Raw genomic sequence first — 22,844 nt, 5'->3', positions numbered from 1 at the left:
TCTATTCTCCTATTCCCACTTAATACCTAAATGTTCATATCCAAGTTTAGTAACTTTTCTTCCCTTTGGAGTTCTTTCTATAAATCCTAATTGTAGTAAAAAAGGTTCATACACATCTTCTATTGTAGTTCTTTCTTCTCCCGTGGACGCAGCAAGGGTATCTAAACCTACAGGTCCACCACTAAATTTACTAATTATAGTTCTTAATATATTTCTATCAGTATTGTCTAATCCATATTCATCAACCTCTAATAACTTTAAACCATTATTAGCTATTTCATGAGTTATCATGCCATTGCCTTTCACTTGTGCAAAATCTCTTATTCTCTTTAAAATTCTGTTGGCAATCCTTGGTGTACCACGAGATCTTCTTGCAATTTCAATTGCAGCGCTCTTTTCTATTAAAATACCTAGTATATTAGCAGATCTAATTATAATTTCTCCTAATTCTTCTGGTTTATATAGTTCTAGTTTACATATGACACCAAACCTATCCCTAAGTGGTGATGTTAGAAGCCCTGCCCTAGTTGTAGCTCCAATTAAAGTAAATTTACTTAAATCCAATCTTATAGACCTAGCACTTGGACCTTTTCCTATAATAATATCTAGTGCATAGTCTTCCATGGCAGGATATAATACTTCCTCTACACTTCTACTCAATCTATGTATTTCATCTATAAATAAAACATCATTTTCACTTAGATTAGTCAATATGGCCGCTAAATCTCCAGGTCTTTCTATGGCAGGACCAGATGTGATTTTTAAGTTTACACCCATTTCATGGGATATAATACTAGAAAGGGTTGTTTTTCCCAAGCCTGGTGGTCCATATAACAATACATGATCTAAAGCCTCATTTCTCATCTTAGCTGCTTCTATAAATATATTTAACTTCTCTTTTACCTTCTCCTGGCCTATATACTCACCTATACTTTTAGGTCTTAAATTATTCTCTATTTCACAGTCTTCGTTTTTCAAAGAACTAGTTATGACTCTATCATCTTCCATATTATACAATTATATATGCCTCCCTTTCCTATAGTGAAAGAATTTTTAGCACCTCTTTTATTATATCTTCAACCTTTAAATTATCAACCCTTATTTTACCTATAGCATTTTGTACTTCTGATTTTTTATATCCTAAACTCATAAGTGCCTCAGTTGCCTCTTCCACATGATTTTCAATCGGTGTTATAAAATCATCAAAACTTGGTTGGATTAATGCTAAGTTTTTATCTACCTTATCCTTTAATTCTAATGCTATCCTTTGAGCAGTTTTCTTCCCTACCCCTTGAGCCTTTGTAAGTTCTTTAGTATCATTAGCCACAATAGCTCCAACTAATTGGCCTAGACTTATGGATGATAATATTCCAAGTGCCATTTTACTTCCTACACCAGATACACTTACTAATTTATTAAACATATCCATCTCATCTTTTGATGAAAATCCATATATATTCATTTCATCATCTCTATTTACAACTTTCGTATATACACATATATTTCCTTCGCCTTTAATAAATTCACTTATAGAAAAACTTGTTGTAAATACCTTATATCCAATTTCATTGTTCTCAACTATTATATGATCTCCACCATTATACTCTAAGGAGCCTTTTATATAAGCAAACATAACTACATCCTCCACTCTATTTTAAACTGAATAAATCTCCAAACTTTCCTGAATGGGCATGACAAATGGCCACAGCCAATGCATCTGCCACATCATCTGGTTTAGGCACACTCTTTAAATTTAAAAGGGTCTTTACCATAATCTGAACTTGTTTTTTCTCAGCCCTACCATATCCAACTATCCCCTGTTTTACTTGTAGAGGTGTATACTCAAATATGTTTAAGTTGAAATTTTCTCCAGCCAATATGCATACGCCCCTTGCATGGCCTACTATAAGAGCCGTTTTAACATTCTTGTTAAAAAATAATTCCTCAATTGCAATAACATCTGGCTTATGAACTTGTATAAGTTCTTGTAATGAATCATATATTACCTTTAACCTTTTTGATGTTTTCATTTTAGAATCTGTAGTTATGGCTCCATAATCTACTGTTTTAAACTTATTTCCCACATAATCAATTATTCCATATCCTACTATAGCTATACCTGGGTCTATTCCTAAGATTCTCATCCACATCTCTCCCTTTTGCATATACAGTTATACACTCCATTGTAACATAATTACATATAAGATTAAATATGGACGAAACTAAAAAGGGTCTATACACCCTTTTATTACTTAATAGTTCATAAAAAAAGCGCCTATTGGCGCTTAGACAGTTTATTGACGTATTGAATTTATTCTGACCAATTGTATTTATTAACCCTATTGGCTTTTATATATAGTCTAACTGCTATAATCTTCTAATACAGCATATATTTCTTCTAATGTCTTCTTTTTTATTCCTGCTTTAATATATCCTATATCCGTTTCTCCTAAAATATTTAGGGGAATATCTGTTTTTTCTACTAACTCAAATTTTCCGTCCTTATCAGTTTTGTATACGGCTAAATATCCATCTAACTCTTTTATAACATAATAATTAGGTGGGATTTCATCACTATTTTTATATAGCTCTACTTCATTTTTATTTATTTCCCTAATTTTCCAATTTGAATATGTGTTTTTTACATAGTCTTTAAAAGTTTCCATATTAGAGCCAATTACATCCTTAGGTACTTTTTTCTTTTCCACTTGTATATCATTATATTTTTCATAATGAGTTTTAAATACCATTTGAGTTTTTTCTGTGACTAACTCTTCATTTATCTTTTCTTCATCTATATTAGCTTCCATATTTTTTTTAGTTTCTTCAATTGTTTTTCGAGTCTCTTTTTTTGGTATTTTTACATTTTCATTTTCGGTTGGAATTTTTTCTTCCACCTTTTTCGGACCTAAAGTAATCTTCTCTTCTATAGTATTATCTTTCGTGTAATATCCGTATATAAAACTAACTGCTAGTAAAAAGACACAAATAAAAATTATTCTACCCTTTGGTTTTCTTCTTTTCATAATGTACCTCCCATCTAACAGTATATTATTACCACTTTTTTTCATTCTATTCCAACAAATAGAAAAAAGAGTCTGCATATGCAAACTCTTTAAAATAATTGGCGGGAATATGTGGGAATCGAACCCACCTAAGAGGCTACTAACCCCTCAAACTGGTTTTGAAGACCCCTTTTTCATCATTCTTGCCAATCCTTTGTATTTTCAATGATTACAACCATTTTATGTTCAATAATACGCATGGTTCACTTTTCTCCAGCATAAGTGAGAAAAATCTATATGTCAAGGCATTAATAATTTACTAAGGAAACATAAGCACGTTAGTGTATTTAATAAACATATAAAATGATGCTAGTAGACGTAAATAATTTTAGGCAAAGTAAATTATAATAAATCGGTTCTATTCTTGTCCAAATTTCATATATATCATAAAGTATAATAACAATCTTGGAGGTGTACTAATTATGAGTAATTTACCATATCCAACAACTATCAAGTTCTATCACGATGACCCAAACTTAACTGTAAGATTCGTTAAAAACATAGTTCCATTGTTTAGTAACATTAAGGAATTTGAAGTATATAGAGATGAAAAACAATCTCCCTATATAGATGAAGAAAGTAATAAGGTTTACAGATTTGTTCTTAAAGATGATAAAGATAATGAACTTTGGTTAAATACAATCTGTGGATATTCAGGTACGGGACCATATTCAACTCAAAAAATCCTTAATATATTTGGATTAAAAAATGATTATAAAATTGAAGAAAAAAGCTATATAAGTGAAAGTAATCTAACCCCTATTCATCAAATAAATCTACTTATATCAAAATGTGAAAAAGATAGATTTAATGATAAAGAAAATACTAATCATTATTTTTGGTTAAATGCTAACTTTACATATGCTTCTCAACTTTATAATACAAGGAAACTTTTAGAAAGTTTTGGTTATTTTACACCTGCTAAATCATATGCACAGTTTTATGATATTGAAATTCCGTTTAATTTGCAAAAATTTGATAAGCATGATAACTATGCTGACTTTACAATTAATAATGTTTTCTTCTTTAATAACGAACTCAATGATTTACCAATTTCAACATTAGAAACTATTTTAAAAGAAATTATACAAAACAATGGTGGAAGCGTGGAAATTCTAAGGCTATAATAATAGCATTAGCATGTAGGCTTAACAATAAAATGGTAATGTATAAAGTTTTGTGTAAATGGTCAATAATTCTAAATAAGTAAGAATTAAGGAGACGTCTATTTATGCAAAACTTTTCTAATATTTATCTGAGTATTTTTCTAACAAAAGCAACAGTAAAATATGACATTAAGAAAATGCCACAAAAACCCTCTAGTACACAAAATATTGCTGTTAATGTATCTTTTGGTGCAATATCTCCATATCCAATCGTTAGGAAAGTTATTCCACTAAAATAAATCCCAGACCACAAACGTGACGCCCACAAATTGTTTGAAGTTGATTTATCCATTAATAATATGTTTTCAGCATATTTCACAGAGATAGGTGTCTTCCCATTTGCACTTTCTATGAATAATTTAACTTCACTTGGCTTTTCCTTAAATAAATCAGATAATTCACTCCCACTAGGAAGTATGTTATATATAAATGCGAATATACAAATAGTTATAATACATGAACAAAAAACATTTCGTGGCTTAGTACCATATCCACCTATAAGCTCCCCTATTATGTAGTCTACTCTACTTCTTAGAGGCATTAATGTATACTTTAAGTACTCCCACATGTATGTTATTCCTTCTTTTGAAAAGATTTTATTATTCTTTTTAGGCTTATTAATATTTTCCCTATAATATAATGATTTTCTTTGACACCTTCTAAATTCTACATATGCATAATCTTCATTATTATACTCACCTATATTATGATAATTTTCTTTTAATAACTTACATGTATATGATTTTGAGATGTATTTTTCTGAATTTTCTACACCTACTATTGCACTTCTTATGTTATCATCCCAACAAAGAAATATTTGACCTAAATTTTTCGTGTTATTAAAACTCAATGTATTAATTTTTTCTTTACTCATATTGCTTAAATCAAAAATTTCTTTAATTATACAGTCCTTTACATATAATTCTTTACATTTCAATTTCTTTATATTTATATCAGTTTTAAAATTACATTTATCAAATAGTAACTCATTTAATGACATGTCATTGAAATCAACATTACTTTCACCAAAAATAACTTCATCGAAACTTAAACTTCCTTCGTTAAAAGTAGCACAATCAAAGAAAACATCCCCTCCACTAAAGGTTGCTTCAGCAAAATTTAGATTACTTTTGTTAAAAGTTGCTCCACCAAAATAAATACCACCTTCATCAAAAATTGTATAATAAAAATCTACATTCCCTTTACCAAAAGTGCAGTCAAAAAAATCTACATTGCCTTTACCGAAAGTTGCACATAAGAAATTAATATTACCTTCACCAAAATTTGTGTCATTAAAATAGACATGACCGTCACCAAAATGTGTCGCATCAAAATTAATATCACCTGTGCCAAAATTAATATTATCAAAATTAATATTACCTTTACTAAAATATGCTTGCTTAAAATTAATATAGCCTCCTCCAAAGATAGCTCCACTAAAATATACATCACCTTTACCAAAAGTCGCTTTACTAAAATTAACACTAAAATTACCAAAGTCTGCATTATTAAATGAAATATAATTACTATCACTAATATCAAAAACACATTCTTCAAAGTTACACCATTTCAGTTTAACATTAGCATATTTTGCAAGCTTTCTAGTGGCTCTATATTCATCTAACGAAAAATCCTTTACATAAACTTTACTTAAGTGTATCGCTGCACCTTCATCAATCATATCATACACTTGATTAGCCGTTAAATAACCATATCTTTCACTTTTAATCGTGCTATGCTTTTTAATAATTGTGACTATAGCTGTCTTATTTATCCCTCTTCTAAATGGTTCCTCTAAAATTTTTTCTAAAATTATCTCCATATTATATACCCCATTTCTGCAACAAATATTTTGGCAAATAAAAATATACTCATTTTGCTTTAAATGCTCAATATTTTCTATTAACACCTAATACACCCTATTTTCACAAGGATAAATATTTGTGCCACCGTTATGCCGATTATTGTTATGAGGTGATATATCTACAATACCCCTACATATCTTTCAATTCAACTCAATGAACTTTATTGTAAAATTCTCCACATTTTTACATTTCCCTTTATTTATGGCATGGTATCCACATCGACATATACCTATTGAATTTGCGTCAAACTTTGTCGAAATTAAATTTATCAGTATATTTTTTTGGTGATGTGTAAGTTTAGTAGCTCCTCCCCTCTGCAATTCCTCTTAACCCTTTCTCGATGTTTTGATACCCCCAGAGCCACAAAAAAAGGATAGGTCTATATTATACCTATCCTCGTTGTTTTCAATATATTTTATCGCTTTATGGTATTTTGCTGTTTTAAGTGATTAAATCACCATTTTAAATAGTATCAAAAGTACAAATTCAGTTTATTAACCTTCTAATAAATTCTTTATGTCCTCTAAAAAATCTCGCTTATCATTTCCCCATATAGTAATATCAATATTTGGCAAATTAAATTCTTCAGTAATTTTTTTACTGAATGAATCTAATCCTTCAGATTTATTTATGTGAATTCCTCTAGTATTAGAATTTAAAAAGCCTTTTATTTCTTTAAATTGAAAAGGTGGTATTAAAAGTGGAATATGCTTTTTAGTTTTAACCCACACAGCACCCATTTCACATAAACATGCAGGGCTATTATAGAAATTTTCAGATAGCATGAAAATTACAAGAATATTTTCATCAAACTCTTTTCTGATATATTCTGAAATGTCTTCTCCAGGTGGTACATTGTATCCTTCATAAGAACTACAGAAAATAAATTCTTTTTGTTTCGGTATACCTATATCATGTAATAATCTAATAAGTTTTCTTACAATTACTTTATCTTTTTCTGAATGACTTATAAAAATTCTTGTCGACTTCCTTTCCATCTTTATCACTCCTTCATCTTTTGTCTTTATTTTACCTTTAATACTGTCTACTCCTTTGTTTCTATCAATTCTAATAACTTTTTCATTATGTTCTTCAAGCATAAGCTCAATTGGGTTTACACACTTCTTTATTCCATTTACCAGCATCTCTTTATTAATACTATATGATACGTCTTTCTTTCTCAAATTTCTTATATTAATAAGTTCTTCACACTCTTCACATTCATATAGATTATCAATATTATAATGTTCAACATAACACTCATTTCCACAAGCTGGACAATCACAAATAATATAACCAATTAGATAGCCTTCTGTTTCCAACTCTTTAAAAAAATAGATAGCTTCATTTTCATCAATATTGATTTCTCTAGCAAATTTGTAAGGGTTTAAGTCATCTAACTTTCTTTTTCTTATGGTCCACTCTTCAAATCTTTCCATTATGCTTTCTTTGGAATTCCTCATATTTTTCAAGTACATAATAAAAATCCCCTTCATCTAACTTTGTATAAAACTGCATAAATAAAACATTAATGTCCGAGGCATCATGTTTTATAACAACTTCTTCGCCACCATGATACCACACCACCCTTAACATCTCTAATTCCTTAGAATTTTCAATGCTATTTTTCAATCCAAAGTATGCTTCTGAATCAGCTAATGATTCTCTTATACGTTTAGATTTAAGGACAGCCTTAACACTATCACAATCCTTGAATTTTAAATAAGAAATTTTTCCTGTTAAATTCATATTCCCAATTTCTGTCTCTTCTAATATAGATGTTATCTTAATTTGCTGTATAAGCTTATTTACTTGGGCTTGTAAATTGGCATTGGAATTTCCTTTCATATTGCATATGTTAATTTTATCCAATATTTTTCTTGAAAATTCACTTATCAGATCATCTATTTCTTTAGGTTCTTCATAATCTGCCTTTGAAAAAAGTTCATCTGACAAACTTTTTGATATATTGAACAGAACTTCTCTATGGCTATGCCCATATACCTCGGTATATATGCCAAATTTACCCAAAGCATCTTTAGTATTTTTCAATTCAATACTTGAAGGCTTTTTTGTATCCCCTATAACATTCGACTTAGGTGCAACTTTGGTAATAATTAAGTTTTTTCTTAAATCTATTTCAATACATGTATAACTATTTTCGTTATATTGTTTATTTCCATCTAATTTACTAACTTTTTCACCATAAATTAATCTTATCTTTTCTATTTTATTAGCTTCTTTTATTACTCTAACAGCTACAAGTTTTACATCGTTTTCATCATGTTTAAAAATTGTACTAGAAATATTATTATAATCTATTTCATGAATATCGTAACATGTTTTTAAAATTCTTAGTACATTGTTTTCATGAGTCAAATCATATTTATAATTCCTTATTTTTCTAATATATACATGTTTATGAATACCATAAAATAACTCATTAAATAAAAAATCATTCAATTCATCAAAAGATATGATTTTTTCATTTAATAATTGGGTTGTAAAAATATCTACGTCTAAACCACTTCTAATAAATTCATTCCTTTTTCTCTTTATACCAAACAGCTTATGAAATTGCCCTTTTAACACATTATTTGAGATTGCACTTGAAAAAACAATATAATTATCTGCTTTTTCCTTTAGATTAGTTACCATATTCCCTCTCCTTATATTGGTTTTTTGTTAAAATAATTATAATTTAGAAGTAAAATCTTAATAACTGATTCAAAATACATCACTCTGATATTCACTGATACCTATTACAAATAAATTATAATTATTTACTTACACAATCTTAAATTTAAATTTTCACTTTATCATTTTTAACTATTTATCTGTTTTCTTTTTATAGATATTTATAATTACTACAACTAAAGCTACTTATTGCTTTAAGCTTCCTTGTAAAACTAGACATTATAACGGACAAAATTCAGCAATTGTCCTACTGGAATAGACTTTACATTTATTGTTAATTCAACATATATTTCCATTTTCCTGCATTTGCTGTAGTATATTTTATATAATTAACCTTTATATATGTAAAGGTAGTTTTATTGAATTTGCATAAAGCTTTGTTTAAACTAATTTGGTCTATGTATTTTTTGTGGTGATACGTGAATTTAGTAGCTATACCTTTCTATAATCCCTAGAACCCCATTCTCAATGTTTTCCTCCCCCCTGTGACTATGTAAAAAAAAAGGATAGGTCTATACATACCTATCCTATTTGTCCTTCATATTCATTTATAATCTTATAAAATGTATTCTTCTTCAAGCCTAGCATTTCCATAAACTTAACACCTGTAATCTCTTTATTCTTCCATTTAACATGATTACATTCTAATATATCCTTTTGTTCTTTACTTAACGTACTTAAATTTATTCTAGGTCTACCTAAATGCTTACCTTGTGCCTTTGCGATTTCTATACCTTCCTTTTGCCTTTGCCTTATTTTCTTTCTCTCTTGTTCTGTTACATAAGATAGTAGGCTTAAAAATTGGTCTTCCATTAGCTTTCCCAAATCTCCCATATCTTTGAACTTCCTACTATCAAATAATGTTTCATTTTCTAGTATAATAATATCTGCTTTTAATTCTCTCGTTATCTCTTTCCATTCTCTAATGATTCCGTCATAGTCCCTTCCAAGCCTATCTAGTGCATCTATGTAAACCAAATCACCTTCTCGTATTATCTTTTTCATGGCTTGGTACTGTGGTCTATTAAAATCCTTGCCACTTTGCTTGTCTATAAAAATAAATCTCTCTTCTATTCCTAATGTCTCCATCTTTTCAAGTTGCCTATCTTCATTTTGAGTCTTAGAGCTTACCCTTATATATCCAATATTCATATGTACATCCCCCAAACTTTATATTCACATTCTTATCACAGACAGATTTTACCATATCTGTTTGTAAAGCTCGAGGAGTTTTTGTCAACGTTTATACATTATTGGTTGGGCCTTTACAATCATGAATAAAGGGTTATTTTTACTCGTTTTAATACTATACCTTTATAACTACTTATTTCATATAAAAAATAGATAGGCTTTATTATATCCGAACTTAATCTATAGAATTAGCTACTTCTTCCATAGTTTCAATTCCTTCTCCTAACATAGGAATCTCCATGCCAAATATTTTTAAAAACATATTGCCACCTTTTAGCACTTTTAATGTTGTTGCTCTTTTTTCTTCATCACTTAAAAAGTCTTTTATTTTTCTAGTATATTTCTTACACCAATCTCTTTTTGCCATAATAGTTGAAGCTGTTTTTAATTTTGAAAAATCTTTTTTCACTTTATTTAGTTCTTCTTTCAATTTTTCTTGGTCTGATATTATATTCTTTAATTCTTCTTCAAATTTGCTTTGTACTTCATTTAACTTATTATTTAATTCTTCTATTTCTTTACAAGAAAACATTTCATCAGCTATGTTTTCATCTATATATTTTTCTATATATTCAAAATCAAATGAATGTGTTCTATTTTCAATACCATTATCTAAATTAGTCCTAGATGAAGACAATTCACCAAATAAATATTTTTTCCATGAGTTAAGTTCTTCTTTTAATTCTTTAAGATTTCGGCACTCAAAATTTTCACACGCACTATACCTACCAGGATTCATCTGTCCTTCAAAAAAATATACCTTCTTGATTCTATTTCCGAGTTTCATCCCCATCACATTTGATTCCTTTTCAACTTCTGTTCTTTCATCTGGTATATTAACTATGAACTTATACTCTAAGTCACTATAATCATATCTTATAATCGCTTTGTTCACATCATAACGTATTGTAAAATCATCTTCATCAAAATTATCACACTCTAGTGTTCCTATTATCACATTTTTGACATACCCTCTCATATTCTATTCCTCCATTTGTTCTTTGTAAAATTTTTCCTATATTCCTATCTTAGCATAACTGCTTCTATATATCATATAAAAAAACACGAACTAAAATCGGTTAGTGTCTTATGAGTAGTCCTAGATATTCAATTATATATCTATTCCATAAATTCTATTATATATTGTCATGTTCAATATTTTTTCTTATCACATTTAAAGTGCTCTTCAAATCATTCACCCACCATCGTTTAGAATGGTAACAATATTAATTCTTAGGTTCCTATTTTTTATGTACTTATTGTATTTAACTTGAATCTCTTGTACTTAAAGATTAAGTTTATTGTTTTTCTTCCTTACACGTACTCTTAATCGTTTGGCCTCCTATGTGTATAGTTAATCAAATCAACACACATCTAATCGAATTTTACTTATATAAGCTTACACATTTTGGGGATAAAATGAAAAAACACCAATTTCCAATGAATTAGTGTTCCATATATATATCTATCTATTTTTTAAACTGAAGTATATACCCATCTTTGGTCTGAAATATATTATAATTCTTCAAGTTAATATTTTCTAGCATCTGAGGATGCCTATCATATAGTACGGTTTCAAAACGTATATAGTTCTTGCTTTCTTCTATTTTCTTTATGTATTCAATCACATCGTCTTTGCTTGACTTAGGTTTCATACTTTGATACGCGTTAATAAATCCATCATAATCCTCATAATAAAATATATCACATTGCTTATCGATAAAATCGAACACCAACATATATACCCCTTCTCTTTTTTTCCAAGAAATTATCACACTATCAGATGTACATTTTTTCCTCTTTTTTTGTGTGTTATGGTAATGTGATATTATTTGAAGATTTTCTATCGTGTTATTCTTCATGTCGTTGTCTATATGGTCTATTACCATCTTTAAGGTTGGGTCTTTTGATTTTGTCCTATCACCATATAATCTTAAATAGTCTTCCTCGCCATAGGAATAATACAATACCATTTGGTGAAGATACATTTTCTTCTTCAGAACTTTAGAATTATTAACAAATAACTTCTTTGACCTATCATAAGTCCACTTATGTGAAAGTATCTCGTTTTTAACTGCCTTATCAATAATCGCATAGTGTTGACCATCATTTGAAAAGATGTAGATATATTCGTTTGCTTCCTTATACTTATTGCCACCTTTTGCCACTTGTGTTTTTTCTGTTATTAGCACTCTATCTATTGTTTTTACTATCATAGTAATCCTCCTCATTGAATTTTTTTAAGTTTGATTTTGAGTGAGGGGAGACTTATGATTTATAGATAATTTTGTATTTTTTTATTAAGTAGCATTCACTAGGTTCATGCTACTTTTCGGCTTTCAGCCGATTCCACACTTTCTGATTATGATTATTACTTTTAATGTCATCTTTCTTTTAAGGATAGTATCTGAAAAACATCTAAAAAACATAGTGTAGCAAACAAAATATTTTTCGTTATTTTTTCATTTCTGCACCTTCAAGGTGCATAAGTAATTTGCTAGGTTTTAAAGATTTAATTTTTTCTTCACGACTCAAGCCATTTAACAAATAAATCTCTCATTCGCTTAGAAGGTAAATATATGGTAACTTCTTGATTTTTTCTTATAGCACTACGCCAAATCCATTGCAACAATTCACTCAAAGCCCATTTTTCTTCATCTACCTTAATGCCTCTATCTTCAAAGAAGCTCTTTTCCATAGGGTTCATAAACTTATTCAATAAATAAGCTATATTTCTTTTGCGTGCATAGTCATTTGTTGCCCTCGTATTATGCGAAACAAAGCCGAGTGTATACCCTTTACCTTTCAACTTATCTTTTGCTACTAACAATGTAGTCCACATATTATCCTTTGACTTAGATTTAACTATTGTTCTAAAAAAATTATAAGTATTATTCTTCAATTGTAGAATTTTCCTATTATTTTTTCTATTTTTTAGCCATGTAGAACTTAAGCTATTACTATCTCCTATTGCATTAAGCTTTCCTTCGTAGATAGTAATCAATTTCTTTAATTGTGACTTGTCTTCGTTCATTTCTTCCTTTGGAGTGAGTATGTACTTTTCATCCAATTGCTTAATACCGAAGTATTCATATTCTAAACCAAACATATCATAGTAGTATTTTTGATATTGTGCATTAAATAGATAGGTTAATATATATACTTCATCAAAAGCTTTAAAACAAGAAGCTGGAAAAGTCCACATTAGCACGCTATTCCTATGGAACATTAAGTTCTTATTTTTAGACATATTTCTAATAAGGTTGTATCTCGTATCCTCATACCCTTTTTCATCATTCCATATTATGAAATCTTCACTATCTATAGTTATGATTTCATTATCCTTTAATAACCTAAAATCATCCTGTTGTAACGGAACTTGCTCTATCACATTCATTACTTCATCTAGTATTAAAATATAATTATTATATGAAATTAATTCTATTAATTCTTCATCTGCCATTTGGAATAACTTATGCGTTGCAACTATATCTTTTTGTTCAAGTACTAAATCTTTCAGGTTATCAAGCTTTCCTTCACCCTTATTAATGGGAGCATAAAAATGTTTATTCGTTACTGACTTCTTTATCCTTTCTACTTCATCAAGATATGGAGTAATGTAAATATAATTTCTACCGAATGAGTTTTCATTCATATGTTCGACTGCCCAGGATGTTTTGCCACTGCCCATAATAGTATCTACTACTTTAATTCTATTTTTAATCATATAAAAGCACCTCCGAAATAGTATTGTTAATTCATGTGCTAAGGTGCTTCTTATATGACCTTATTATAAAGTTTTTTTAGATTTATCTACTGCTATATCACTCTTTACGTGAACTATACCGTTTTAGCATATTGTTTTTGTGACTCAATAAACATTTTCTTTTTATGAAGATATTTTTTGTCTATATCATATAACATCTCTGTAGAAGGATTTTGTAACTTTACTAATAATTCTTCTTCAAGATGACTTGCACAATCTTCGTCTATCATTATTTGAAGTTCATCTTTAAGTCCTTGTATTATTTCTTCAAGTGAACAATCTAAAAGTTTGTCAGTCATCTCTTCGAACCAATTACAAAGTATATCATGAATTATATCTTCTTCGCTCAGCTTTAGGACTTGTGTATCTTCGTTATGCGTAAGCTCTAACATTTTAATATCCTTATTTTTTAAATCTATCCAATACTTATAATCACCGAAAGTAACAATCTCTAACATAAGGTTTTCTGGATTATAATTTAAATTTGTTATTTCTGAAATTGGAATAGAATCCCCTATAGAATCGTCCCACGTATATAGCTCCGCCTCACTTATGTATAAAAATTCATGACCAATTTTATTTTCTTCCAATAACTCCAATAAGAATATTTCTGTTGCATTTGCTAGATGAATAGCAAATTTTCCATACTCCAAGCTAGATAATACCTCATTGATGTAACAATCTAATGTTTTGTCTTCGGAAAAATCTACCAATACTTTTTTGTAGTCATATTTATTATCATATATATTGAAACAGTAACCTTTTCGATTTGTTTCTATATCGAGGTTTATATAGTACATTTCGACCCTAGTCGTTAATTCACTCTCTAACTTATTTTGTAGTTTAATTCCTACTTTTACTTGATTACTTTTGATTTGATTCTTCATATAAACATCCTCCTGCTTTCTTTTTGAATTTTTGGGTTTTGTTAAAGGCGTTATATGATGAAAAATAATTAAATATCAAAATCATAGTAACTGAAACTTTTTCTACACCAACAATAACTTATCCTTCTAGCTCAAATATTGTTTAATATTTTGATATAGTTGTTTGCTATAGAACCATGTGTTTTCACTCAATCCATACCTCTTGTGGATGGCTTTATAATCTTGTGTTGTTAACTCGCCCTTGTTATCTTCTAATTCTTTAAGCCTTAATACCATTCCACTGTAGAATACGTTTTTCGGATTAAGTAGTTCCTTCCCATATGCTCTAGATAACTTTTTTACCCTATCGTTAATAAGATAAAATTTAACTGGCTCGTAAGATTCTCTTCCCGAGTATCGTACTACGTATCCATTCCTAGAAACGGTAAATTTTTGTGTCTTGTTGTCAGGGTTTTCTAATCCATTGTTTTTGAAGTAAGAAGTTTCATTAATGGCATCTTGAATAACTCTCATACTGACATTACTTATTTTAATGGTTCTTACTTGTTCATTTCCATCTTTATCTGTACTTCTTAAAGTTAATTCATTAGTTTCTGTATTACAATCTTCTTCTCTTAGATTTCTGATTTCTTCGTGCTGTCTTCCACCAACACCCTCAAACCTTAATGTATATACAACTGCATCTTGGGCATTGTGACAAAAGTTTTCAACAAAATACTCATATTCTTCAACTGATGTAAAATATTTGTTATCATAATCACTGTAGATACACAGCTTTAAATCTTCTTCGCTTAAAAATATAACCTCTTTTGGATTAGCCATACCTTCATTAACGTAAAATTCAATATATTTATTAAGAATTGTATTGATGATATTTAACGAACGGAGTGTTTTTATCTTCCAAAACTTTAACATATCAATTGCTTCATGATATGTAAATTCGACGTATGGTTTTCGTAACTCTTCTTCTTTAGTAAAGATTTTTTGTAAAATATCTCTATAGAGTTTTTTTGTTTTCTCAGATTTTATGCTTTGAGCTTCTATATATTCAATGGCTCTTTTAAATGATTCCTTATTCATAATACTAACTCCTTTAGGTCTGTTAATGTAAATATATATACGATTATAGCAAAGCATCATAAAATATCAAATCATATGTATCTAATCTTGTGATGTTATTTTTACACCTTCAGATTTGAAGAAATATTTGTTTGCCTATTATCATTCATCACCAATGATCATTATTATATTTTGTGTTTGTAGTGGCTTTATTTATAATTTTTTTGTATAACTTTTTTATCATATTATTTTCTCCTTTCCATTTAATTGAATTTTGTAAATTATTATATTTCGTGTTTGATTTAATCTTATTTTATATCCTCTTAAATCGTTTGTCAATACCTTTTTTAAATTTCTTTTAAAAATTTATTCTATAAGTATCTTAATTAATTTCAATATCATCATATGTATTATTGAGTTTTAATCATTGTTACCTTATTTTCAACATACATAGCTAATATTATATGATAAAACTAATAATACGATATATTTATCTATGATTTTTTGATTAAAATCATCGTATGTATGTCGGTATAACCCTAGTCATTTCATACGCTTTTTTCTTTCTCCAATCTATTTTCTTAAAGTTTTTTCGATTTTATGAAGTAATATTTTTGTAAGTGATTCTTTGTTAAATTGAACTTTCTATCTATTTCGGAAGTTTAGTCGACTTCGCTTATTTTTTCTGCTAGTATGTATTCTGAATACCCTTATACTCTTATTGCCTACCAATACCTAACCATAAAGTCCAAATCATCCTTAAGAACTTTTTCAAATCATCTCTAGAATAATTACTCATAAAAAAATAGATACTACGTATAGTACCTATCCTACTTTCATGTGATATGTTTATCCCCTTGCATTATTGCCTTTTCTAAATTATCACGCTTCTCTCATATTCATAATTTGAAGTCACCACTTGACCACAGTATCTTCAATGGATGAACAGGTCTAGTTTATGTATTAATCACCCTATAATCCAAATCTCAAGGTCAGAAAGATAAATGTGTGCCACTATCATCTTGTATATGTAAAACCAATCTTTTATTCAATTCTTTGCATTTAAAAATAGATGTAATTCTATATGCTTTCTATGTATAATTAGTAAATAGATTGATACTATTACTTTTTCTTATTAGGTTACCATTTAAAAAACAATGGTTGAGTACACTAGCTTATTTAATTTTTATGAAATTTTCTTCTAATCTTCTAACCATCCTTATAACGGACTAAAATCACATTGCCCCTCTAATTGTTTATCTTCAATAAAAAAAGAACCTAACTGGTTCTCTCTTAATTTAATCTATCTGTTTACCTTATTTAAAGTTGAAGTAGCTTATTAAAAGACGACTAACACATGTATCACATAATATAGATAATGAGTAACTAATTATTTCACCTAACGCTTCGTATTACTAATGCTACACTACCCTATAAGTATACTCTCGTGACCTATACAAGAGCTAAACAAATGTTTGTTCTAGCTAAGTGGTTTGGTGTCAGCAATGTTTTGTTAGCAAGTATTATGTATAGAAGTTTAGAATATCTCAAAATCACTGTATATTTAATAATAGTGTACAGTTGATTGCTTTCTCACAATTGTTAGGACAGTATCAAATGCTTCTAATAATAATTTTCTTTCAGTTGAATGATCCAAATCTTTTCCTTTTTCAGTTAGTAATAAATCGGCAAATAAAAATTTATCTAGCTTTTCTAACTCAATTGAATCCATTAATTTATACTTAACAATAAAATTGTAACCATTTATTGTAAAACCTCTTAACTGTCCGTTACTTGCAAAACCAATTCTATCCGATTTAGGAAAAGAATTAATGAGCTCATTAGCTACATTTACTTTACTATTTTCCTCTATTATATAAGCGTATGTTACACAGTTTGTTGCTATTAATATAAATATTACAATTAATAACAACGGCTTTATTGAAGAATCAATTATTCTACTAATTTTCTCATTCTTATTATATTTCTTCATTAGTGGATTCACTATATATGTAACTATAAATCCAACTATACTTACTATACTTCCAAAAATATTTAATATTAACATTATAATTAACCTCGCTTTTATATCAGTTATTATTTTTTCTCATTGTTATTTAATTTAAGTTTTCTTTACCAAAGATTGCTCCACTGTCTTAATACAATTCATACCTATAGACATAATCAACTAAACTATCTCCAATTTTTGTGTACTATAACTCATCAAAACTAATTATAATCCCCCTTCTCAATTCACTTAATCCTTAAATTTGTCACACCTTTTCTTCAAAATTCTATTTTATCATAAATATGTAATTGTACAAAACCATAAAGTGATTTTTGCTTATATTACTGAACAACCACTTTTTCTACTAACCCTTAATATACATACGTAGCATAGTGTACAATGTCTGCTATCTACTCTTCCCTGAATCTCATTCGCTTTTTATACATATGTTATGGTGTTTGTGTACTGATTTAGGAATATTTGCCTTTATCTTCAAATTACATGCTTACATATTTCATAACTTTGCTATAATATACCAAAATTAAATTTAATGCAATCGCAATACTCTTTTAATTATTTATCTAAACACTTTATTATCTAAGAATACTTGACACTTCTTCTTGGTCTTCCTTAAATAAATGAGTGTATATATCTAATGTAGTAGATATAACTGAGTGTCCAAATCTTTCCTGCATGACTTTAGTTTTTACTCCTGCTTTATACATCATCGTCGCATTGGTATGCCTTGCTATTGTTTATTAATTTGCCTTCTGATACCGATATCTTACTTATAGCGTTTTCAGTAGTCCAACAGGTCTACTTAGAAATTCAAACGCGTCAAATCGGGAATCTGAAGGCCAGAAAGTATATTGACTATACTAAACTACTCTAGATATTAAAATGCCTTATATACACAATTAAAATAAAAAAGAATGCATTTCTGCATCCTTTTATGTAAAGAAATAGTTTAATATATCACTTTGTCTATGCTTCTCCAAAATATCATCATTGTCTAAATATACATACTGTCTAGTTGTTGTGATATTATTATGCCCCATTAGGCGTTGTAGTGTAAATATGTCTACTCCCTTTTTAACCATTTGTGTAGCGAAAGTATGCTTTAAAACATATGGAGTACATTTTTTATTTATATTGGCATATACCTTGTATTTACGAAAATTCGTGAAAATGTCGCCTTCAGCAATTGCCTTTTTACCAGTTGTTGATAGAAATAAATGTATCTGATTTTGTTCTATTGCTATCTCCTTTAATTGTTCTAAATGATTCAATGTTCTTTTAGATACAGGTAAAATTCTTTCTGTTCTTGTCTTACTTACCTTAGCACGTACTATAATAAATCCTTTTGCAAAATTCACATCATTAATCGTAGTTTGAAGAAGCTCCCCAATTCGTATGCCACAATCAAGAATAGTTATGGTAATAGTCAAGTCCCTAAATCGTGCATAAGTGTAATTTCCAATTACTTCAATTAATTTCTTAACCTCTATCTTTGAAAGAGGCATAATTCTATCGTCAGCAACTTTAACAAGCTTAATATGATTATTAAAGTTATTCTTTATGTATTGATTCTTTAACAACCAGTTTATATATGCTTTTAATGGTCTAAGTCTTATGTTTACAGTACATGGAGCATAGTTCTTTTCATACAACATATATTCTTTATAGTCCATAAATAATGACTTTTGAACACACTGGTTTGTATCAGACCAGTTGGATTGCTCAATCCAACGAGTAAGAAATGTGAATAAATATTTATGGTCTTTAATTGTCTTCTGAGATAGATTTTCCAACATCTTGTCCCTAATAAATTCATTGTGTAGTTCAATAAATTCTTTGATAGTAATTTCCTTACGTGAAAATTGGTCTACTTTCATACTGGTTTTGATTTTCTTTCTTCCATTCATAGAAATGGCCATTTTCAATACCTCCATTGATTTAAAATTCCATGTAAAGTGGTATTGAACATACTGGTTTATAAAAAATTCAAAATAAAAAATGGCTTCAACATAATTTGTTGAAACCATTTATATTATCATAATTGGCGGGAATATGTGGGAATCGAACCCACCTAAGAGGCTACTAACCCCTCAAACTGGTTTTGAAGACCAGAGGCAACACCAGCCACCATCTACTCCCATGTAGTACCTTTCTCCTTGGCACTATTACATTATAGCACATATGTATTTTATGTCAAGAGATATTTTTTACATTTTTCGACGTCTTAAGACGACACTGAGGCGGTGAAATAAGATGAACTAGCGGGACAGATTTCCTGGCCCCTTGCCCTTTAGCATAATCAATACTGTTACCAAATTTATTAGAAAAGAAATATTTGGTTAAACTATTATATATATCAATTTTATTTCTACAAAATGCTTGGAGGACTTGCTAGTGAACAGGACAATTATTACTGACAAACAAAGTATATATCTCATAATTATGTTCCTTGTAGGTACAGCTACAATTTTAATACGGGGAATTGAAGCTAAACAGGATTTATGGTTATCTATTATTTTAGCAATGCTCATGACATTAGTAATATGTTTTATATTCGCTAGACTTCACTATCTTTTTCCACACAGGGATTTGTTTGATATTCTTGAAATTTGTTTTGGAAAGCTTATTGGAAAGATAATAGGTCTACTATATATATGGTTTGCCTTTCACCTAAATGCTCTGATTCTAACATACATTGATTTTGTCTTTACAACTCTTGCCTTTCCTAAAACACCTGGAATAGCTTTTAACATTCTTAGTGTCGTAGTAGGAACATATACTGTAAAATTAGGCATTGAAGTACTAGCACGTTGGGGAAAAATTTTCCTTCCTATACTTATATTTATAATAACTATTTTTGTATTGTTGTTAATTCCAGAAATAAATATAACTAATATTCATCCCATATTTTCTAGTGAAATTGGTCCAATTATTAAAGGGGCTTTTTCAGCATTTTCATTCCCCTTTGGAGAAATAGTAATTTTCACAATGGTATTTAGTAGTTTTGAAACTAGAAAATCACCTTATAAGATATACATTATAGGACTACTAATCGCTGGAATATTACTGCTTATATTGGGAATGACATATATTCTAGTTCTCGGCATTAATACAGCTGCAACCCAATACTTTCCTGCTCACCTTGCTGCTTCAAGGATATCCGTTGGGAGATTGCTCCAAAGAGCAGAAGCAGTTGTAAATATTCTGTTCAGTATTGGGACCTTCGCAAAGTTTTGTATATGTCTATTAGCAACATGCATAGGTATTAGTAAAATATTTGCTCTTGATGATTATAGGTTTATAGTGACGCCTATTTCTTTACTAATGCTTATTTTATCCTATTTTTTACATGATAGTGTAATGGAATGGGTTGAATGGGGTATAGATGTATGGCCACCCTTTGCTTTTCTATTCCAAGTGATTTTTCCTATCATTATTCTTATCGTAGCTGAGATAAAAAGAAGGACTTTAAAGAACAGTTTAATATAAAAATTCTAACAGCTGACTATAGAAAGGATATATAAGCCACACCACTTTCTAGACCATCTGCTAAAAATGTTCCTCCAATCATTGCATTAACAATTTATGACGAAAATAAACCAGCCCACAACCCTAGTAAAAACATCGAATATAGTCTACCATAACCCTACACCGTCGCAAACGTCATCTCCGCCGCCGACACGCCGCCTTAATGCCCGAAGCCGTCCAAAAACAACTAAAACCACATGAAATTCCAAATCGTCTCATGTGGCTATTTCCAATCATTATATACAATTAATCGTCACTATTAAAAACTATCCGAGAATCACTTGTCAAATTTTGAAGACCAGAGGCAACACCAGCCACCATCTACTCCCATGTAGTACCTTTTCCCTTGTCACTACTACAGTAGTGCACGTCTATATTTTATGTCAAGGGATATTTTTTATATTTTTCGACGTAATAAGAAGAGGTAGGATAGTAAATAGAAAAATAAGATTCAAATAACTATATATATAGCTTTTCTTAGATACTGTTTCATCAATAGACCTCTTTATGATTTACATAATATAGTACTATTATACATGAAAATCTACTTATGCTTGAGATTAACATAAAATAGAGTAGACCAAAGGTCTACTCTATCTTATAGATAAAAATCATGTTCTTGTATTGTTTTATAATATTTTCTATTATTAACTATCCAAAAGTTAGTTATTTTTTTGGGATTTAAGAAATACAGACAATCCCCTATATTGTTATTCCCTTCTAATGCCATGGTAGCTGCCTTAATACTATCTGCAGATGGATTATTGTATATAGTTCCATTCACAACAGGAGTATATTGATACCCCCATTTTTTGTCAAATATAACATCTTTTATTTTGTTTGGAAATTCAGGATGTTTTCTTCTATTTATTATACAATTGGCTACAGCTAATTTCCCATCAAAGGGTTCTCCTTTAGCTTCTGCTTCTACTATTCTAGATAACCAATATAAATCTTCTTCTGTATAGCTTTTCTGTACTTTTGCCACCAACTCTGTATCTTTTCTTATGTTGACAGTATATTTATTACCATCCCAATCCACATCACACTCAAGGGCTTGGGCTACAAATCTAACAGGAACAAAAGTTCTTCCATCATTAATATTAATAGGCGCATCTAATTTAACTTTTTTACCATCTATAATTGCCTGGTCTGATTTTATTGGTAAAATAATTTTTTTATTATCATCCTTTATAATTGCACTTTGATTCTCATCGTCCCATTTAATTTCATCTACATTTAGGGCCTTAGCTATAAAGCTTACAGGAACAAAAACTCTGGAATTTTCCATATATGGTTCACTATCTACATTCAACAGTTCACCATCCACATTTATTCCTATGTCCTTATTTCCTTTAATAGGTTTAATCTTTACTAAATTCCCCATGTACAATTCTTCTGAAGAATCATTTAACTTTTTTATTTCTTCTTCATCCTTATTATATTTTTCAGCTATTATTGAATATGTCTCACCGCTTTTCACTGTATGCATTACATATGAATCGGCATGAACTGGCAATGTACTCACTAGAATCCCCAAAGCTACAACAAGTCCAGTTAATCTAAGTATCATGTTTTCCCTCCTCACACTAAT

The 22,844-nt window shown here is 29.2% G+C and carries 19 protein-coding genes and 2 tRNA genes; 2 read left to right on the top strand and 19 right to left on the bottom strand.

From position 1 onward, the window contains the following. Window positions 1–9 precede the first annotated feature (9 nt). The 5 genes from ruvB to CCE28_RS21920 form a co-directional block, all read right to left on the bottom strand. Window positions 10–1,008, bottom strand: coding sequence for a Holliday junction branch migration DNA helicase RuvB (gene ruvB, locus CCE28_RS00185; protein WP_095130792.1), 999 nt, complete (start codon window positions 1,006–1,008; stop codon window positions 10–12). Between the two features lie 28 nt (window positions 1,009–1,036). After that, window positions 1,037–1,633 carry a Holliday junction branch migration protein RuvA gene (gene ruvA, locus CCE28_RS00180; protein ID WP_095129768.1) on the bottom strand — a complete coding sequence of 199 codons (597 nt, stop codon included), beginning with the start codon at window positions 1,631–1,633 and terminating at the stop codon, window positions 1,037–1,039. 16 nt (window positions 1,634–1,649) lie between these two features. Then, a complete protein-coding gene (gene ruvC, locus CCE28_RS00175) occupies window positions 1,650–2,144 on the bottom strand; it encodes a crossover junction endodeoxyribonuclease RuvC (protein WP_095129766.1) in 495 nt (164 codons plus the stop codon). A 216-nt stretch (window positions 2,145–2,360) separates the two neighbouring features. Next, window positions 2,361–3,026: a hypothetical protein gene (locus CCE28_RS00170; protein WP_095129764.1), complete on the bottom strand. Its 666-nt coding sequence runs from the start codon at window positions 3,024–3,026 to the stop codon at window positions 2,361–2,363. A 99-nt stretch (window positions 3,027–3,125) separates the two neighbouring features. Then, a tRNA-OTHER gene (locus CCE28_RS21920) sits at window positions 3,126–3,213 on the bottom strand. A 274-nt stretch (window positions 3,214–3,487) separates the two neighbouring features. Between CCE28_RS21920 and CCE28_RS00165 the strand changes: the two genes are divergently transcribed. After that, complete coding sequence (locus CCE28_RS00165) at window positions 3,488–4,192, top strand: hypothetical protein (protein WP_095129763.1); 705 nt, start codon at window positions 3,488–3,490, stop codon at window positions 4,190–4,192. A gap of 124 nt (window positions 4,193–4,316) precedes the next feature. Here the strand turns inward: CCE28_RS00165 and CCE28_RS00160 are convergent, their stop codons facing one another. From CCE28_RS00160 to CCE28_RS21915, 13 genes are all read right to left on the bottom strand, one after another. Next, on the bottom strand, window positions 4,317–6,053 hold the full coding sequence (locus CCE28_RS00160) for an ion channel (RefSeq protein WP_141228290.1): 1,737 nt from the start codon (window positions 6,051–6,053) through the stop codon (window positions 4,317–4,319). 537 nt (window positions 6,054–6,590) lie between these two features. Continuing rightward, on the bottom strand, window positions 6,591–7,535 hold the full coding sequence (locus tag CCE28_RS00155; protein WP_207652823.1) for a toll/interleukin-1 receptor domain-containing protein: 945 nt from the start codon (window positions 7,533–7,535) through the stop codon (window positions 6,591–6,593). Then, a complete protein-coding gene (locus tag CCE28_RS00150) occupies window positions 7,522–8,754 on the bottom strand; it encodes a hypothetical protein (protein WP_095129757.1) in 1,233 nt (410 codons plus the stop codon). Before CCE28_RS00150 ends, CCE28_RS00155 begins: the two co-directional genes overlap by 14 nt. A 561-nt stretch (window positions 8,755–9,315) precedes the next feature. Further along, on the bottom strand, window positions 9,316–9,945 hold the full coding sequence (locus CCE28_RS00145) for a recombinase family protein (RefSeq protein ID WP_095129755.1): 630 nt from the start codon (window positions 9,943–9,945) through the stop codon (window positions 9,316–9,318). Between the two features lie 214 nt (window positions 9,946–10,159). Continuing rightward, a complete protein-coding gene (locus CCE28_RS00140; protein ID WP_095129753.1) occupies window positions 10,160–10,963 on the bottom strand; it encodes a hypothetical protein in 804 nt (267 codons plus the stop codon). Window positions 10,964–11,453: 490 nt separating this feature from the next. Then, window positions 11,454–12,200, bottom strand: a complete 747-nt coding sequence (locus CCE28_RS00135) for an HNH endonuclease (RefSeq protein ID WP_176461564.1) — start codon at window positions 12,198–12,200, stop codon at window positions 11,454–11,456. Between the two features lie 308 nt (window positions 12,201–12,508). Next, complete coding sequence (locus CCE28_RS00130) at window positions 12,509–13,711, bottom strand: hypothetical protein (protein ID WP_095129749.1); 1,203 nt, start codon at window positions 13,709–13,711, stop codon at window positions 12,509–12,511. 113 nt (window positions 13,712–13,824) lie between these two features. Then, the gene (locus CCE28_RS00125; RefSeq protein WP_095129747.1) at window positions 13,825–14,637 is read right to left on the bottom strand and encodes a hypothetical protein; all 813 of its coding nucleotides are present in this window, start codon (window positions 14,635–14,637) and stop codon (window positions 13,825–13,827) included. A 126-nt stretch (window positions 14,638–14,763) separates the two neighbouring features. Further along, complete coding sequence (locus CCE28_RS00120) at window positions 14,764–15,777, bottom strand: phage lytic cycle repressor MrpR family protein (RefSeq protein ID WP_141228289.1); 1,014 nt, start codon at window positions 15,775–15,777, stop codon at window positions 14,764–14,766. Window positions 15,778–17,260: 1,483 nt separating this feature from the next. After that, window positions 17,261–17,764 (bottom strand): hypothetical protein, encoded by a 504-nt coding sequence (locus CCE28_RS00115; RefSeq protein ID WP_095129743.1) that lies wholly within the window; start codon window positions 17,762–17,764, stop codon window positions 17,261–17,263. Between the two features lie 533 nt (window positions 17,765–18,297). Then, window positions 18,298–18,456: a tyrosine-type recombinase/integrase gene (locus CCE28_RS00110; protein WP_278277506.1), complete on the bottom strand. Its 159-nt coding sequence runs from the start codon at window positions 18,454–18,456 to the stop codon at window positions 18,298–18,300. 198 nt (window positions 18,457–18,654) lie between these two features. After that, entirely contained in the window at window positions 18,655–19,641 is a 987-nt protein-coding gene (locus CCE28_RS00105; RefSeq protein WP_176461563.1) for a tyrosine-type recombinase/integrase, read from the bottom strand. 123 nt (window positions 19,642–19,764) lie between these two features. Next, window positions 19,765–19,861: transfer RNA gene (locus tag CCE28_RS21915), tRNA-Sec, on the bottom strand. 255 nt (window positions 19,862–20,116) lie between these two features. Here CCE28_RS21915 and CCE28_RS00100 point away from each other — a divergent pair. Further along, window positions 20,117–21,211 carry a GerAB/ArcD/ProY family transporter gene (locus CCE28_RS00100; protein WP_095129736.1) on the top strand — a complete coding sequence of 365 codons (1,095 nt, stop codon included), beginning with the start codon at window positions 20,117–20,119 and terminating at the stop codon, window positions 21,209–21,211. Between the two features lie 637 nt (window positions 21,212–21,848). Here CCE28_RS00100 and CCE28_RS00095 read toward each other — a convergent pair. Further along, entirely contained in the window at window positions 21,849–22,823 is a 975-nt protein-coding gene (locus tag CCE28_RS00095) for a stalk domain-containing protein (RefSeq protein WP_095129734.1), read from the bottom strand. Between the last annotated feature and the right edge of the window lie 21 nt (window positions 22,824–22,844).

It is taken from the genome of Anaeromicrobium sediminis, assembly GCF_002270055.1.
In the GTDB taxonomy this organism is placed as follows: domain Bacteria; phylum Bacillota; class Clostridia; order Peptostreptococcales; family Thermotaleaceae; genus Anaeromicrobium; species Anaeromicrobium sediminis.
Note: the sequence above shows the minus strand (reverse complement) of the source record. Positions and strands in the feature narration are given on the sequence as shown.

Bases quoted from the DNA above. Each gene is read 5' to 3' on its own strand.
- ruvC (WP_095129766.1), bottom strand. From the start codon at position 2,144: ATGAGAATCTTAGGAATAGACCCAGGTATAGCTATAGTAGGATATGGA.
- CCE28_RS00160 (WP_141228290.1), bottom strand. From the start codon at position 6,053: ATGGAGATAATTTTAGAAAAAATTTTAGAGGAACCATTTAGAAGAGGG.
- CCE28_RS00165 (WP_095129763.1), top strand. From the start codon at position 3,488: ATGAGTAATTTACCATATCCAACAACTATCAAGTTCTATCACGATGAC.
- CCE28_RS00130 (WP_095129749.1), bottom strand. From the start codon at position 13,711: ATGATTAAAAATAGAATTAAAGTAGTAGATACTATTATGGGCAGTGGC.
- CCE28_RS00125 (WP_095129747.1), bottom strand. From the start codon at position 14,637: ATGAAGAATCAAATCAAAAGTAATCAAGTAAAAGTAGGAATTAAACTA.
- CCE28_RS00140 (WP_095129753.1), bottom strand. From the start codon at position 10,963: ATGAGAGGGTATGTCAAAAATGTGATAATAGGAACACTAGAGTGTGAT.
- CCE28_RS00150 (WP_095129757.1), bottom strand. From the start codon at position 8,754: ATGGTAACTAATCTAAAGGAAAAAGCAGATAATTATATTGTTTTTTCA.
- CCE28_RS00115 (WP_095129743.1), bottom strand. From the start codon at position 17,764: ATGTTAATATTAAATATTTTTGGAAGTATAGTAAGTATAGTTGGATTT.
- CCE28_RS00170 (WP_095129764.1), bottom strand. From the start codon at position 3,026: ATGAAAAGAAGAAAACCAAAGGGTAGAATAATTTTTATTTGTGTCTTT.
- CCE28_RS00135 (WP_176461564.1), bottom strand. From the start codon at position 12,200: ATGATAGTAAAAACAATAGATAGAGTGCTAATAACAGAAAAAACACAA.
- CCE28_RS00145 (WP_095129755.1), bottom strand. From the start codon at position 9,945: ATGAATATTGGATATATAAGGGTAAGCTCTAAGACTCAAAATGAAGAT.
- CCE28_RS00105 (WP_176461563.1), bottom strand. From the start codon at position 19,641: ATGGCCATTTCTATGAATGGAAGAAAGAAAATCAAAACCAGTATGAAA.
- ruvA (WP_095129768.1), bottom strand. From the start codon at position 1,633: ATGTTTGCTTATATAAAAGGCTCCTTAGAGTATAATGGTGGAGATCAT.
- CCE28_RS00155 (WP_207652823.1), bottom strand. From the start codon at position 7,535: ATGGAAAGATTTGAAGAGTGGACCATAAGAAAAAGAAAGTTAGATGAC.
- CCE28_RS00095 (WP_095129734.1), bottom strand. From the start codon at position 22,823: ATGATACTTAGATTAACTGGACTTGTTGTAGCTTTGGGGATTCTAGTG.
- CCE28_RS00120 (WP_141228289.1), bottom strand. From the start codon at position 15,777: ATGATGCTTTGCTATAATCGTATATATATTTACATTAACAGACCTAAA.
- ruvB (WP_095130792.1), bottom strand. From the start codon at position 1,008: ATGGAAGATGATAGAGTCATAACTAGTTCTTTGAAAAACGAAGACTGT.